The sequence below is a fragment of the Xanthomonas sp. 3075 genome, assembly GCF_014197275.1.
Lineage (GTDB): Bacteria > Pseudomonadota > Gammaproteobacteria > Xanthomonadales > Xanthomonadaceae > Xanthomonas > Xanthomonas campestris_B.
Window position 1 is genome coordinate 23,092 of the sequence record NZ_JACIFI010000003.1, and the last position, 15,163, is coordinate 38,254.

Annotated in this window: 11 protein-coding genes; 5 read left to right on the top strand and 6 right to left on the bottom strand. The window is 65.5% G+C overall.

The window, feature by feature from the left end; all coding sequences use genetic code 11:
* Positions 1–19: 19 nt before the first annotated feature.
* The 5 genes from GGR62_RS03780 to rlmJ all read right to left on the bottom strand — a co-directional run bounded on the left by GGR62_RS03780 (position 20) and on the right by rlmJ (position 8,779).
* A complete protein-coding gene (locus GGR62_RS03780; protein ID WP_184406651.1) occupies positions 20–2,029 on the bottom strand; it encodes a chemotaxis protein CheA in 2,010 nt (669 codons plus the stop codon).
* Between the two features lie 15 nt (positions 2,030–2,044).
* Positions 2,045–2,374 (bottom strand): STAS domain-containing protein, encoded by a 330-nt coding sequence (locus GGR62_RS03785; RefSeq protein ID WP_184406652.1) that lies wholly within the window; start codon positions 2,372–2,374, stop codon positions 2,045–2,047.
* A 500-nt stretch (positions 2,375–2,874) separates the two neighbouring features.
* Positions 2,875–6,345, bottom strand: a complete 3,471-nt coding sequence (gene mfd, locus GGR62_RS03790; RefSeq protein WP_184406653.1) for a transcription-repair coupling factor — start codon at positions 6,343–6,345, stop codon at positions 2,875–2,877.
* Positions 6,346–6,965: 620 nt separating this feature from the next.
* On the bottom strand, positions 6,966–7,508 hold the full coding sequence (locus GGR62_RS03795) for a GNAT family N-acetyltransferase (RefSeq protein WP_024939889.1): 543 nt from the start codon (positions 7,506–7,508) through the stop codon (positions 6,966–6,968).
* A 362-nt stretch (positions 7,509–7,870) separates the two neighbouring features.
* Positions 7,871–8,779, bottom strand: coding sequence for a 23S rRNA (adenine(2030)-N(6))-methyltransferase RlmJ (rlmJ, locus tag GGR62_RS03800; RefSeq protein ID WP_184406837.1), 909 nt, complete (start codon positions 8,777–8,779; stop codon positions 7,871–7,873).
* Positions 8,780–8,970: 191 nt separating this feature from the next.
* Here rlmJ and creB point away from each other — a divergent pair, with 191 nt between their 5' ends.
* Both creB and creC read left to right on the top strand, forming a co-directional pair.
* Positions 8,971–9,675 carry a two-component system response regulator CreB gene (gene creB, locus GGR62_RS03805; protein WP_184406654.1) on the top strand — a complete coding sequence of 235 codons (705 nt, stop codon included), beginning with the start codon at positions 8,971–8,973 and terminating at the stop codon, positions 9,673–9,675.
* Positions 9,676–9,849: 174 nt separating this feature from the next.
* Positions 9,850–11,298 carry a two-component system sensor histidine kinase CreC gene (gene creC / locus GGR62_RS03810; RefSeq protein ID WP_184406655.1) on the top strand — a complete coding sequence of 483 codons (1,449 nt, stop codon included), beginning with the start codon at positions 9,850–9,852 and terminating at the stop codon, positions 11,296–11,298.
* A 139-nt stretch (positions 11,299–11,437) separates the two neighbouring features.
* Here creC and GGR62_RS03815 read toward each other — a convergent pair whose 3' ends face one another.
* Positions 11,438–12,253: a C1 family peptidase gene (locus tag GGR62_RS03815; protein ID WP_184406656.1), complete on the bottom strand. Its 816-nt coding sequence runs from the start codon at positions 12,251–12,253 to the stop codon at positions 11,438–11,440.
* A gap of 441 nt (positions 12,254–12,694) precedes the next feature.
* On the opposite strand from GGR62_RS03815, the gene creD reads away from it, so the two are divergent.
* From creD to GGR62_RS03830, 3 genes are read left to right on the top strand one after another with little or no spacing between them, the layout of a single operon-like run.
* Entirely contained in the window at positions 12,695–14,077 is a 1,383-nt protein-coding gene (gene creD / locus GGR62_RS03820; RefSeq protein WP_184406657.1) for a cell envelope integrity protein CreD, read from the top strand.
* Positions 14,078–14,084: 7 nt separating this feature from the next.
* Positions 14,085–14,510, top strand: coding sequence for a hypothetical protein (locus tag GGR62_RS03825; protein WP_184406658.1), 426 nt, complete (start codon positions 14,085–14,087; stop codon positions 14,508–14,510).
* 35 nt (positions 14,511–14,545) lie between these two features.
* A complete protein-coding gene (locus GGR62_RS03830) occupies positions 14,546–15,157 on the top strand; it encodes a GNAT family N-acetyltransferase (protein WP_184406659.1) in 612 nt (203 codons plus the stop codon).
* The last annotated feature ends 6 nt before the right edge of the window (positions 15,158–15,163 follow it).

A 15,163-nucleotide genomic window follows, 5' to 3' on the forward strand; every position in this document is an offset into this window, starting at 1 on the left:
TGAGTGGTACTGCGGATGCTCAGGCCGCCAAGGCGTCCTGATGTGGATGCAATTGCTGGATCAGGCTGGGCACATCGAGAATCAGCGCGACATCGCCGCTGCCCAGAATGCTTGAGCCACTGATGCCTCTGACCTGCGTAAAGACTTTGGACAACGGCTTGATGACGGTCTGCCATTCGCCCAGCAAGGTGTCCACGACCAGCCCGAAGCGCTGCACGCCCTGGCGGATCACCACGATGCTTTCGCGTGCCGGGGTCTTGCCGCCAAGCGCAAACAACTCGCGCAGCCGCACATACGGCAACACGTTGCCGCGCAGGTCGATGTAGTCGCTGGCGTAGTCGGGCGTGAATTCCACGCACTCTTCCACCACGTCCAGCGGCACCACGAACACCGACTTGCCGATACCGACCTGGAAGCCGTTGATGATGGCCAGCGTCAGCGGCAGCCGCACCGAGATGGTGGTGCCGACGCCCGCAGTGCTGTCGATCTCGACGGTGCCGCGCAGCGCGGTGATGTTGCGCTTGACCACGTCCATGCCCACGCCGCGCCCGGACAGGTTGGTGACCTTCTCGGCAGTGGAAAAGCCGGGCTCGAAGATCATCGCAAAGACGTCGCGGTCGCTCAGTTGACGGCCGGGTTCGATCAGGCCGCGTTCCAGCGCCTTGGCCAGGATGCGGTCGCGGTTCAAGCCGCCACCATCGTCGGTGATCTGGATGACGATGCTGCCGGAGTCGTGATACGCGTTCAGGCCCACCGTGCCGCGTGCGGGCTTGCCGCGCGCCACGCGCACGTCCGCCGGCTCGATGCCGTGGTCCATCGCATTACGCACCAGATGGGTGAGCGGGTCGCCGATCTTTTCCACCACCGACTTGTCCAGCTCGGTGTCTTCGCCGGCAACGACCAGCGCGATGTCCTTGCCCAACTCGCGCGCCACATCGTGCACCACGCGCTGGAAGCGGCTGAACGTGCCACCGATCTTGACCATGCGCAGCTGCAGGGCGCTTTCGCGCACGTCTTCCACCAACCCGGCCAGGATCGATGCCGATTCCAGCAGTTGCGCATCGCCAGTGCGCTGCGCGTTCGCGTTGGTGCTGGACACGGCGATGATGAGTTCGCCCACCAGGTCGATCATGCGATCGAGCTTGTCCGCATCCACGCGAATCGAACGCGCGTCGGCGTTGCGTGCGCCTGCATCCGGCGCGGCACGCGCCGGTGCCGAGGCTGCAGCGGAGACCGCCGCTGCGGGCGCGCGACTGGCAGGCGCCGCAGGCGCAGGTTCTGCGACCACGTGCAGCGCCGCATCGACCGGCGCCGGCACCGCAGTGATGTCCAGGTCGCAATCGTCCAGGACGAATTCGAACACCTCTTCGATTGCGGCGCGATCGGCATCGCTGCGCAGCAGGATCTGGAAGCCGAGATAGTTGGCTTCCGGATCGAGATCGTCGAAGGATGGCAACTGGCTGGCATCGGTGCTGATCGATTCCACCGACCCCAGTCCGCGCAGGTTGCGAATCAGCTTGAGCGGCGAGTTGCCGAAGCGCAGCGCATCGGCATACAGCTTCAAGGTGACGCGCCAATACCCGCTCTGTTTTTCCGGTATGTGCTGGACGGCGGCGGCAGTGACGCCGCAGACGCTGGCTTGCAGATAGGTCTGCAGCTGCGCCAGCAGCGGCTCTGCTTCGGCCGCCAGTGCGGCCGGATCGGCATGGCCGGGGTCGGCGGCGGTTTCCACCAGCGCATGGATATGGTCGCAGCACACCAGCAACAGCCCGATCAGCTCCGAGCTCAGGGTGATCGCGCCATCGCGCACCAGGTCCAGCACGCTTTCCACCACATGGGTGAAGCCGACCAGCTGCGGCAGATCGAACAATCCGCCCGACCCCTTGATGGTATGGGCCGCGCGAAAGATCGCGTTGACCGCATCGGGCGAGGATTCGCCACGCTCGGCTTCGAGCAGGTGGCGTTCCATGTCTTCGAGCAGGTCCCGGCTCTCGGCCAGGAAAGTCTGCATCAGCTGGTTCATGTCCATGCGCGCGTTGATCCTTTAGTGAAGCTGTTCGCCGAGGCCGGCAACCGCGTGCGGATACAAGGCCTCAAGCAGGCCGAGCAGTTCGATCACATCGATCACCGCACGGCTGGAATCGGTGAGCGAAAACGGCCGCCCATCTGCCCTGATCGCCTGCTGGGTGGCCAGCAGCAACTGCAGCCCGGTGGTATCGATCTCGCTGACCGCGCCCAGGTCCAGATGCAGGCCACCCGGATGCAGCAATGCCGGCTGCAGCAGCGGCTTGAGTTCGGCCGCGCGACGGATCGTCATCTCGCCTTCGAGGGCGAGCGTCAGTGGTGCGGGTAGATCGGAACGTGGGATGTTCATTGATGCCTCAAGCGATGCGATGGCGCACGGATGCGCGCCATGACGCGAAGGAAGATCGCTGGCGGGTCTTGCTGTGAGCTGGTCTGCACACAGGGACATGCCGGTCTATGCAGGTATCGGCCCGTGACAGAAATATTTAGTTGAAATTCAGCAGGATGATGGATTTGAGAAGCCCATCACCACCCGGGCATAAACTGCTCAGGTTCGTCACAAGCAGGCTCAGGCGAAGGATGTCCTGGACAGTCCTGCAAGACAGATAACTGCAAGTCGGCCGCTTTCTTTAATGCAAAGGACGTGACGGCTTGCGGCTTTTTTGCAGAAATCACGCTGGAAAGAAGCGGTATTTGTCACGCGCCAGTGACGGTGGCGCGATGGGCTTTCATCGAAATGCCGCATCGCGTCGCGCTGCGTGTCTGCTGCCGATGCGCCATCGGTGAGGCGCTTGGCGTGATTCAGTGTCGGAACCGACTACGCAGCCAAGCGCGACCATTGGCCGCGCTTCAGCCCGGTGCCAACGCCGCCAACAATCCACGCGCTGCATTGAACCGGTCGGCGCCTTCGGGTAATGGCAACTTGATGCGCAGCTTGTCCGGGCCGTCCATCGTGTAGATCTTTGGCTGTTTCTGGATCATCTGGATCACCGTCATCGGGTCGATCGCCGGCTTGGCCTCGAACACCAGACGGCCGCCGTTTTCGCCCAGGTCCAGCTTGCGGATACCCAGGGCATTGGCCTGCAGCTTGAGCTCGGCAATGGCGAACAGATGCTTGACCGGGCCCGGCAGCAGGCCGAAGCGGTCGATCATCTCCACCTGCAACTCGCGCAGCGCATCGGCATCGCGGGCACTGGAAATGCGCTTGTACAGGGTCAGGCGCGTATGCACGTCGGGCAGATAATCCTCTGGAATCAGCGAGGCCACATGCAGCTCGACCTCGGCGCCACGCACCTCGTCGCCGGCATCCAGATCCGGCAGCTTGCCCTGGCGGATACTGCGCACGGCGCGTTCCAGCAGTTCGGTATACAGGCTGAAACCGACCTCGGCCATCTGCCCGCTCTGGTCTTCGCCCAACAGCTCGCCGGCGCCGCGGATTTCCAGATCGTGGGTGGCCAGTGTGAAGCCGGCGCCGAGCTCGTCCATTGAGGCGATCGCTTCCAGGCGCTTTGAAGCATCGGCGGTCATCGAGCGACGATCCGGCACCAGCAGGTACGCATAGGCGCGATGATGCGAACGACCGACCCGTCCACGCAGCTGATGCAACTGCGCAAGACCGAAGCGGTCGGCGCGGTTGATGATGATGGTGTTGGCGTTGGGAATGTCGATGCCCGACTCGATGATCGTGGTCGACAGCAACACGTTGAAGCGTTGCTTCTGGAAATCCAGCATCACCCGCTCCAGCTCGCGCTCGGGCATCTGCCCATGCGCGATGCCGATGCGCGCTTCCGGCACCAGTTCGGCCAGGTCGCGCTGCATGCGCACGATGCTTTCCACATCGTTGTGCAGGAAATACAGCTGCCCACCACGACTGAGCTCGCGCTGGAACGCTTCGCGCAACAAGGTGTTATCCCAGGCGGTGATGAAGGTCTGCACGGCGAGCCGGTTCGGCGGCGGGGTGGCGATGATCGACAGGTCGCGCAAGCCGGCCATGGCCATATTGAGCGTGCGCGGGATCGGCGTGGCGGTCAGCGTGAGCAGATGCACGTTGGCGCGCATCGCCTTGAGCGCTTCCTTCTGGCGCACGCCGAAGCGCTGCTCTTCGTCGACCACGACCAGGCCCAGGTCCTTGAACTTCACGTCCGGCTGCAGCAGCCGGTGCGTGCCGATGATGACGTCGATATCACCGCTGGCGACCTTCTCCAGCTCGGCCTTGATTTCCTTGGTGCTCTTGAAGCGCGACAGCACTTCCACCTTCATCGGGTAATCGGCGAAGCGGTCGCGGAAGTTGCGGTAGTGCTGCTCGGCCAGCAGCGTGGTCGGCACCAAGACGGCGACCTGCTTGCCGGCACTTGCGGCGGCGAAGGCCGCACGCACGGCCACTTCGGTCTTGCCGAAGCCGACGTCGCCGCAGACCACGCGATCCATCGGCTGGCTGCTGCCCAGATCGCGCAGCGTCGCATCGATGGCGGCCAGCTGGTCGGGAGTCTCCTCGAATGGAAAGCCGGCCGCGAACGGTTCGTACATTGCGCGGTCCACCTGCAAGGCCAGACCGGCACGTGCACGGCGGCGCGCCTGGATTTCCAGCAACTCGGCCGCCACGTCGCGCACCTTCTCGGCGGCCTTGCGCTTGGCCTTGGTCCATTGTTCGCCGCCCAGCGAATGCAGCGGTGCGGTCTCGGCCGAGGCGCCGGAATAACGGCTGATCAGATGCAGCTGCGCCACCGGCACATACAGCCGGTCGCCCTTGGCGTATTCGATTTCCAGGAACTCGCCGGGCATGCCGCCGGCATCGAGCACGATCAGCCCACGGTAGCGGCCCACGCCGTGGTCCTCGTGCACGATCGGCGCACCTTCGGACAACTCGCCCAGGTCGCGGATGATCGCTTCCGGCTCGCGCCCGACCCGGCGGCTGCGACGCGGCTGGTTGGCCCGCTCGGGAAACAGCTGGCGCTCGGTCAGCACCGCAATCTGCGGGCTGTCCAATGCAAAGCCGTCTTCCAGCGGCGCCACGGTGATGCCGAAGCGCAACGTGGTCGCGGCCAGGAAGGCGGGCAGGTCGGCGACGACCTCCGGCTTCAATTGCGCGGCGGCCAGCACTTCCATCAAGGCTTCGCGGCGACCGGCCGAATCCGACGCCACCAGCACGCGGCCCGGGTAATGGCTCAGGAACGAGGCCAGCGCCTGACCCGCCGGCGCGTCCTTTGCCGCGACCGGCAGCGGCGGCAACGGCTGATCGCCGAGTGCGGCGGCCTCGTCGATGCGCGCATGGTCGCTGGCCCAGACTTCGATGCGCGCCAGCTTGTTGAGCCGCTCGCGCAATGCGTCCGGTGATTGATACAACTCGTCCGGCGTCAGCAGCGGGCGCTCCACATCGTGGCGGCGTTGCTCGTAGCGGTCCTGCGCCTGCGCCCAGAACGTATCGGCCGCGTTGGACACGCCGGTGGCGACCAGCGGCAACACGCGCTTGTCCAGATAATCGAACAAGGTCGCGGTCTTGCTGAAGAACATCGGCAGGTAATACTCGACGCCCGACGGCGCCAGACCGGACTTCAGATCCTGATACAGCGCGCTGCGCCGGGTATCCACGTCGAAACGTTCGCGCAGGCAGGCCAGCACGCGTTCGATGCTGGCGTCGTCCATCGGCACTTCGCGGCCCGGTAGCAGCTTGACCGCCTCCACCTTGTCCAGCGAGCGCTGCGATTCCGGGTCGAAAGCGCGGATCGAGTCGATATCCTCGTCCAGCAATTCGATCCGCAATGGCGTGGCTTCGCCCATCGGAAACACATCGAGCAGGCCGCCGCGCACTGCGAAATCGCCCGGGTCCATCACCTGCGGCACGTTGCGGTAACCGGCGCTTTCCAGACGGCGTTTTTCCGCCTCCAGATCCAGCCGCTGCCCGACCTTGAGATCGAAACTGCCGCCGACGATGTAGCTCAAAGGCGCCAGCTGCTGCATCAGCGTCTGCACCGGCACGATCACCACACCCTTGGTCAGCGTGGGCAGGCGGTGCAACGCGGCAAGCCGCTGACTGATGATTTCCGGGTGCGGGCTGAATTGATCGTAGGGCAGGGTTTCCCAGTCGGGAAACGGCACCACCGGTAGCGCGGACTGTTCGCCGAGCAGGGCATGCAGATCGGCTTCGATCTGATGCGCGCTTTGGTTATCGCGCGCGATCACTAGCAGCGGGCCGGTGTGCGCTTCGGCAGCGCGTGCGATCGACCAGGCCAGTGCAGTCGGCGAAGACGGAGCGCGCCAATAGGCACGGAGCTGGCCGGACTTGGGCAGCGGCGGAGAGGGGAAGGTGGTTGGCGACGGCATCAGCCCGCAATTTTATCAGAGCGCCCGCTACGACCGGTCCATCCGGCGTGAAAGCGGGCGTCGAGTCGCCTGTGCAGAAGCGCGTCCCCCGGGGGTCAGGTCAAGTACCGACTTGCTGGTACCGGGCAAACCTTGGCAAGCAACCCGTTGGGCAAGTTGCAGCCGGAAGCGCAGGTCACAAACCTGATTAGTCGAGCGCGCGGTGCCCTCACCGCTCGCGGGACACGCCGCAAGTACGTCCTTGTAGGCTCGGTGGCGGCATCCATGCCGCCACACGGTCCCGCAAGCGGCGAGGACACCGCACCAGACAGTTAGTCGGTTGTTTCATTAAAAACTTGCCCGTTGCTCGGCTTGTTTTGGGAAGCTGAGCGGGCGCGCCGTTACCAAACAACGCAGGTCGTGCTTTGCTTGCACCCCGCACACCGACCATCTTGACTGGTCCTTGCCCGCCCACCGTCGCGGGACCTTACGCGGCATGGATGCCGCGTAAGAGACTACACGGACGTACTTGCGGCCTGTCCCGCGACGGTGGGCGGGCAAGGGCCCTGCAGCCAAGCGACAGATCAGCAGCTCTGAGCCAAATCCCGAATCCCCAATCCCCAATCCCGAATCCCGGCAAATCAGGCATCCAGCTCCAGCACCATCCGCACCAGCTCCGGCGAATCCGGATGCGGCTGCGGCTTGAAGCCCAGCGACTCGGCCAACTGCAGCATCGGCACGTTGCTTTGCAGCACATCGCCGAACAGGCAGTCCAGGTATTTGCGGCGCGCCCACTTCACCAACTTGCGCATCAGCTGCCGGCCCAGGCCCTGGCCGGCGACGAAGCTGCTGACCAGGATGGTGTACTCGGCCTGGCGGGTGCCCGGGACCAATGCGGCACGCGCCACTGCGCCCACCAGGGCTTCGCCCGGCGGCAATTGCTCGGCGGCAACCAGCACGATTTCGCTCTTGGGATTGGGATGGGTCAGGCGCTGCACCATCTCCGGGGTGATTTCGGCGGAAGAGCGCACGAAGCGCGCGCGGATTTCCTCCGGCCCCAACAGGCTGAAAGCCCCCTGCAACGGCGGACCGTCCTCGGGACGGATCGGGCGGAGCAAAAGGGTGCGGCCATTGGGCAGACTGAAGTTTTCATGCCACGGAGGCATGCGATTACGAATGGCCATGACCGGTGTTCCTTGAAGATCGGAAGATTCTGGCACCCGCCCGGCGCACAACCGTGAACGAATCCGGTGCGCCGCCAGGGGTCATGTGAAAGGTGGCAGTGCTTCTCATCTCACTCTACCGAGCGAGACCGTGATCCAGTCGTGAGTATGCGTCAGTGTTCGCCAGCTCCGTCAGACCGGTTCAGGTGCGTTGCTGCGGGCGTCACCGGCAGCGCGTGATCCCGGCCGGCTTGGTCGCGCCACGACGGGCGTTGCGGGCGTAGGGGGGCGCTGACGGCCAATTCCCGCAAGGACGCGGCCGGGTGGCGTGCAGGGCGGGTGTTGTGGCGCGCCCTGGGACCGGAGCGGCCGGACACGCCGGCTTATCCGTCCTGGCGCAACCACTCCAGCCGGGTCGAGGCGCCGGCTTCGCCGAGATGCTGCTTCAGCGCCGGCAGCGCGGGCGCCAGCACCTGGTCGAACTGCCACGGCGCATTGACGATCAACAGCCCGCTGCCGGTCAGGCGTAGCGGCGAGTCGTCCGGGCGCACCTGCAGCTCGGCCACCAGCACCGACTTGGCCGGCAGCGTGGCCGCCTTGCGCATGAACGGCTGCAGGCTGCGGCGCAGCTTGATCGGGTACCACACCATGCAGATCGCCTGCGGCCAGCGCGCCAGGGTCTCGCGCACGCTGTGGATGACCTGCGGGTATTCGGCTTCCTGCGCTTCGTAAGGCGGGTCGATCAGCACCAGCCCGCGGCCGATCTTGGTCTCGCCCGCGCGCGGGGGGACGAAGGCACGAATCGCCTCGTAGCCATCGCCGGCATGCACGCGAACGCGGCTGTCCTTGGCGAACAGGCGCTTCAGCGCTTCGGCTTCTTCCGGCTGCAGCTCGCAGAACGCCATGCGGTCCTGTTCGCGCAGCGCTTGCGCGGCCAGCAACGGCGAGCCGGGGTAATGATTGATCTGGATGCCGGCGGTGGGGCGCGCCGGCTTTTGGCCGGGCGTAGCCGGGCGGACGACGGTGTGGTTGTCGGCCTGTACTGCGCGCAGATAGCGCTCGATCACCTCGGGCAGGGTCGACTCGGCCATCAGCCGCATCACCCCGGCATCGGCCTCGTTGGTCTTGCGGCTCTCCTCGCCGCCGAGCTGGTAGCGCCCGCGCCCGGCGTGGGTGTCGAGCACGAAGAACGGGGTGTCCTTGCGCTTGAGGGTGTCGATCAGCGCCAGCAAGGCGATGTGCTTGAGCACGTCGGCATGGTTGCCGGCATGGAAGGCGTGGCGATAGTTCATCCGGGAAGTGTAGAGCGTGCGCGGCCGTTTGCGCTGCGCGCGGGTGCGCGGCGTGGCGGCATGCAGCGGCGGCATGGTCTTGAGGGCGGGGCGCCGGGCGCGCGCAACCGCCCCGACGATCTGTTGCCGACGCTTGCCTGTGCGCTGCGCGCTGGCAGTGCGCGCGCTATGGGCCACGCCGGCATGCGGCTATGCTGCGCGGCATGTCAGAGACCCCCGCCCGCGTACTTGTCGTCGAAGACGAAGCCGCCATTGCCGATACCGTGCTGTACGCGCTGCGCAGCGAAGGCTACGCGCCCGAGCATTGCCTGCTGGGCCGCGATGCATTGGCGCGGCTGCGCGCCGACCCGGCCGATGTGGTGGTGCTGGACGTAGGCTTGCCGGACATCAACGGCTTCGAGGTGTGCCGCACGCTGCGCGGTTTCAGCGACGTGCCGGTGATCTTTCTGACTGCCCGCAACGACGAGATCGACCGCGTGCTCGGTCTGGAACTGGGCGCCGACGATTACATGGCCAAACCGTTCTCCCCGCGCGAGCTGGTGGCGCGGGTGCGTGCGCGCCTGCGCCGGCGCAGCGTGGCCCAGGTGGCCGAGCAGGGGTGGCAGCCGCAGGGGGCGTTTGCGATCGACCGCGAAGGTAGCCGCATCCGTTATGGCGATGCGCTGCTGCCGCTGACCCGCTACGAATACGCGCTGCTGTCGGCCTTGTTGCAACGTCCTGGTGCGATCCTCAGCCGCGCGCAGCTGATGGATCGCGGTTGGGATGCCAGCGCCGACAGCGCCGACCGCACTGTCGACACCCATATCAAGACACTGCGCGGCAAGTTGCGCCAGGCCGGCGTACCGGCCGATCCGATCCGCACCCATCGGGGCCTTGGCTATGCGCTGGAGCTATAGGCATGGTTGAGCGCGGCGACCACAGGCACCTGGCCGGCGCAAGGAGGGCGTGTCTGGCAGCAGGAATTGCGCTGCTGCGTTCGCGCCGTCGGCCTGCGGCTGGCGATTGCCTGCCTCCGCGCAGTGGCCATTGCCGCTGCGGGCACTGTGGCGTGATCGAGGCCAGCCGCTGACATGCGGCTCGGTCTCAAGCTATTTCTGGGCTTCTTCCTGATCGTCGGGCTGGCCGCGTTCTTCGTGATGCGGGTGTTCGTCAACGAGGTCAAACCCGGGGTGCGCCAGGCGATGGAATCCACGCTGGTGGACGCGGCCAACGTGCTGGCGGAAATGGCCAGTGGCGAGCTGGCCGCCGGCAAGATCGCCACCGGCAGCTTTGCGCGCAACGTGGCGCAGGCGCAGCGGCGCGACCCCAAGGCCTGGGTGTGGCGGTTCCGCAAGGGCAATGTGGATTACCGCGTCACCGTCACCGATGCGCGTGGCGTCGTGGTGTTCGATTCGCTGGGCCGCGACGTGGGCCGCGACAACTCGCGCTGGAACGATGTCTATCGCACCTTGCGCGGCGAATATGGCGCGCGTTCCAGCCCCGAGGTCGACGGCGACCCGACCGCCACGGTGATGCACGTGGCCGCGCCGATCTACGCGCCGGACGCGCCGACCAGGTTGATCGGGGTACTCACCCTGGCCCAGCCCAATCGCAGCATCGACCCGTTCATCGAAGCCAGCCAGCGCAACATCCTGCAGCGCGGCGCCTGGTTGATCGGCATTTCCGCCTTGATCGGTATCGGCATGACCTGGTGGCTGATGCGTGGCATCGGCCGGCTCAATCGCTACGCGCAGGCGGTGAGTTCGGGCATTCCGGTGCCGCCGCCCAAACCGCGCGGCGATGAGATCGGCGACCTGGGCCAGGCGTTGGAAACCATGCGCCGCAAGCTGGAAGGCAAGGCCTACGTGGAGCAGTACGTGCAGTCGCTGACGCACGAAATGAAGAGCCCGCTGGCGGCGATTCGTGGGGCGTCCGAATTGTTGAGCGAGCCATTGCCGGAAGCCGATCGCCAGCACTTCGTCGCCAGCATCCGTGCGCAGGAGCAGCGCCTGACCGAAACCATCGACAAGCTACTGGCGCTGGCCGAGGTCGAACAGCACGGCTGGCTGCAGACGCGCGAGCGCATCGCGGTTGCCGGCATGCTGCAGGCCGCAATGGACGCAGTATTGCCGCGCGCGGCGGCGGCCGGCGTGCTGCTGGAAGGCGACGCGGCATCCGACAAGGCGCGCGAGCAGTACGTGCTGGGCGATGGATTCCTGCTGCGCCAGGCGCTGATCAACTTGCTGGAAAATGCCATCGCGTTTTCACCGCAAGGCAGCACCATCCAGTTGCGAGCGCAGATCCAGCAAGGGCAGGTGCAGCTATCGGTGCACGACCGCGGCAGCGGCGTGCCGGACTACGCGCTGGAACGGGTGTTCGAGCGTTTCTATTCGCTGGCCCGCCCACAGACCGGACAACGCAGTTCCGGGCTCGGCCTGCCGTTCGTGCGCGAAGTCGCGCGCCTGCACGGCGGTGAAGTCGCGTTAGGCAATCGCGACGGCGGGGGGGCGATCGCAACCCTGCGCCTGCCCGCCCGCTAAACGACGCTGCAGGCGGTGTGCGAAAGACCCGCTGCCCACTGCCCAGTGCGGCAGCATTGCGGTGCTGCCGATGCGGCATGCGCCAGGGCACATGCCGCATCGGTGTCAGCCGCGCATTGCGGTGCGCATCCGCGGTGTCCTAGTGCACCACGTCGGCCCCGATGACGTCCTTGGCGACCACCGACCAGGACAGCTTGCCAAAGCCCTTGTTGCCCCACTCGGTGCCCCAGCTGTTCTCGACAATCAGCCCTTCGCTGTCGTAACCCAGCGCGACCACCGCGTGCCCGCCCAGGATGGGCGTCTTGATGTCGTAGTCGACCTGGTTCTGGGGCGTGAGTTCTTCAAAACCCTGCCGGACATAGAAGCCGATGGCCACCGGCGTGGACGCGGCCAGCGCGAGTTTGATTTGTTCGATCAAGGCGCGTCCGCCGTTGCCGTCGCTTGATGAATAGAGCACGGTGTACTTGCTGTACGGCGTGCGGTTTTTGGCAGCGTTGGCGCGGTCGGCTGCGGTGGGTGGATTCTTCCAGTTGTAGTTGCCCCAGGAGTAATGCTGTTCAGTGTCGATGCCCTGGGCCAGCGCGACGTCCAGCGGCGCTTCCAGCGTGGACCCCTCATCGACGCCATCGTTGACCTGGGTATAGAGATACATCGGGGCGAAGCGGGTTTGCGCCTGTTTGCCGGCGTTGGCATACCAGCCGGTCAGGGTGTGGGCGGTTGCCCACGACGCACATGACCCCACCTGGCCCTGATCGCCTGGCGTGATCGCCCAGGCAGTCAGGTCCACGCTGGCGGGAAGGGATTTGGCGGCGCTCGCGGTTCCGAACAACGGGGTGACCGGTTGCATCAGCGGCGAAGCTTTCAGACCCATCCCATGCACGGCCGCCTGCGCGACAGCGGAGGACAGGCTCAGGGCAGAGAGCAGACAGAGGGCGAGCGAACGTTGCTTGTTCATGGAAGGCAAACTCCAGGCTAGAGAGGAATGCAGTCGTGCGCACTTCTGGAATCAGGGCCGGCAAGCGGTTACGCGGACTGAACGATGCCGGGTACGGCACGCGCGAAGTTGAATAAACACATCGGAAAACGACGGGCTGAGAAAGCCGCGATCAAAACAAGACAAAAAACGAAGGTATGGCCCTGCAGTACGCAACTGCATCCGCATCGTTGCGCCTGGCGGCGAAGCGCGCGGCGGTGGTGCGAAGTACTGTCGATGGAACGGAAGCCTGTCTCGGGCCTGTGTTGCACTTTCGACGTGTGACAACCGGATTCCCTCACCACGTCACAGTGGCGGTCGCTGCTCATGTCGTTCGCCCACTTCACATTCGCTTCAAGTTCGCCTCAAACCCCCGACACCGGCGCCTCGCATCCTGGCCACCTCCCAGACTGAGGAAGGCCGATGAAATCCCTGAAACTGTTATTACGGTTCGCCACCATGGGCGCACTGGTCCTGTTGCTGATGATCCCGTTGCTGCTGATCCGCAGCACCGTGCAGGACCGCGTGCAATATCGCAATCAGGCCGTGGAGCGCGTGGCGCAAAGCAAGGCCGGTGAGCAGCAGTTCATCGCACCGGTGCGGGTGCTGCCGTATACCCAGGATGTGCAGGTCAGCGAGCCCGACGAGGAAGGCAAGCCGCACAAGGTGTGGCGAAAGCACAACGGCCAGTTGCTGCAGACCCCGCGCACGCTCACCCTGAGCGGCGAGTTGATCCCGTCCGAGCGCAAGATCGGCTTGTTCCGGGTGCAGGTGTATTCGTGGAAGGCAACGCTCAAGGCCGGGTTCGATCCACTCGACTATCCGGCCGTGGAGGGGCGCAGCTATGGGCAGCCGCATCTGGCGGTGGGCATCTCCGACGTGCGCGGTCTGGTCGGTACGCCGAGCCTGCGCGCGGATGGCCGTGAGCTGAAATTGGAGAGCGGGGCAGGTGGCCTGGCGGGACGCTCGCCCGGCATCCATGCCGACCTGCAGCCACTGGCCGACCCGCTGGCCGGCAAGGTGAGCGAGGGTAAAACGGTGGAAATGACGTTCGTGCTGGATGGCACCCGCAGCCTGGCGATCGCACCCATCGGCGACAGCAACGACATCGCGCTGCGCTCGGCCTGGCCGCATCCCTCGTTCGGCGGGCGCTTCCTGCCGAATGCGCCGACCATCAGCGAGCGCGGTTTCGAGGCGAGCTGGTCGTTGTCGTCGCTGGCCACCAGTGCCCAATCGCAGTTGCAGTCGGGCCAGGTCTCGGTCGATACGCTGCAGCAGGTGCGCGGCGATGCGCAACTGCAGTTGCAGTCCGGCCAGTCGTCGCTGGATACGCTGGAAGTGCGGTTGGTCGACCCGGTGGACGTGTATACCCAGGCCGACCGGGCCAGCAAGTACGGCATCCTGTTCGTGGTGCTGACCTTTGTGGCATTCGTGTTGTTCGAACTGATCAAGCGTTTGCCGATCCATCCCCTGCAATATCTGCTGGTGGGTCTGGCGCTGGCAATCTTCTTCCTGCTGCTGCTGAGTCTTTCCGAGCACATCGCGTTCTGGCAGGCGTATCTGGTGTCGGCCGCGGCCTGTATCGGCCTGCAGTTCTTCTATCTGTCCGGTGTATTGCGTAGCTGGGCGCGCGCGGCAGGATTCTCGGTGATGCTGACGGCGTTGTATGGCGTGCTCTATAGCCTGCTGGTCTCCGAAGACAACTCGCTGCTGATGGGGTCGCTGCTGCTGTTCGGCATCCTGGCCAGCATCATGTGGGTGACGCGTAAGGTCGATTGGTACGAGCTTGGCAACAGTCTGCGCTGAGATCGGCATGCTCGCTCACGCACAGGTACTCCGGCGGGTGCAGCGCTTGCTGCCCGCCGGGATCGACACGGTGGCGCTGCTTCCGGCAGCGTTGCCGCACGGCTGGGAACGTTCGCCGTTGTCGGCCTTGCCAATCCGTCACGACTGGCGTCGCGGTGTGATCGGTCTGCGTTTGCAGGCCGAGACCGCGCAGGCGTTACGCATGGGCGACGCCGGATGCTTGCAGGCGGCGCAGCAGAGCGAGGCCGCGCTGGCTGGCACACCAAGGACGCGCAGCTACGGCCCCTGGCAGCGTTTGAGCAACGGCACTTACTGGGCCCGCAGCACCGATGCCCTGCTTGGCGTGCTGCTGGCCTGTGCAGATGCGGAAGTGTGGTTGCTGTGGCAGCAACCCGCTGCGGTGGACCGACGCAAGGACGGTTGGCTGCGCTGACGCATGTCATCGCCACCGCGTCCGGCTGGCTTACCATGGCGCGTATGACTGGCTCATCCCTGATTGTCGAGACGGTACGCGGCACCGACGTGCTGCCGCATCTGGATGCGGTGGCGCAGCTGCGCATCAGCGTATTTTGCGCCTGGCCGTATCTGTATGCAGGCGATAGCGAGTACGAGCGCGCCTACCTGGCCGCCTATGCGGCCTCGCCGGACAGCGTGTTCGTGCTGGCGCGCGATGGCGATGCGGTGATCGGTGCCTCCACCGGCCTGCCGCTGCTCGACGACAGCGAGGCCTTCCATGCGCCGTTTCGCGCGGCCGGCATCGACCCGGCCAGCGTGTTTTATTTCGGCGAATCGGTGTTGTTGCCGGCGTATCGCGGGCAGGGTATCGGGCATGCCTTCTTCGACCGGCGCGAAGCGCATGCACGTGCGCTGGGTCGGTTTGCGCTCACAGCGTTTTGCGCGGTGGAGCGTGCGCAAGACGATCCACGCAAGCCGGCAGACGCTCGGCCCAACGACGTGTTCTGGCGCAAGCGCGGGTATGCGCCGCAACCGGACATGCGCGTGCAACTGGCCTGGGCGGAGTTGCAACACGGGCAGATCGACCACAGTTTGCGTGTGTGGACGCGCGCGTTGTCGTCGTGACCGATC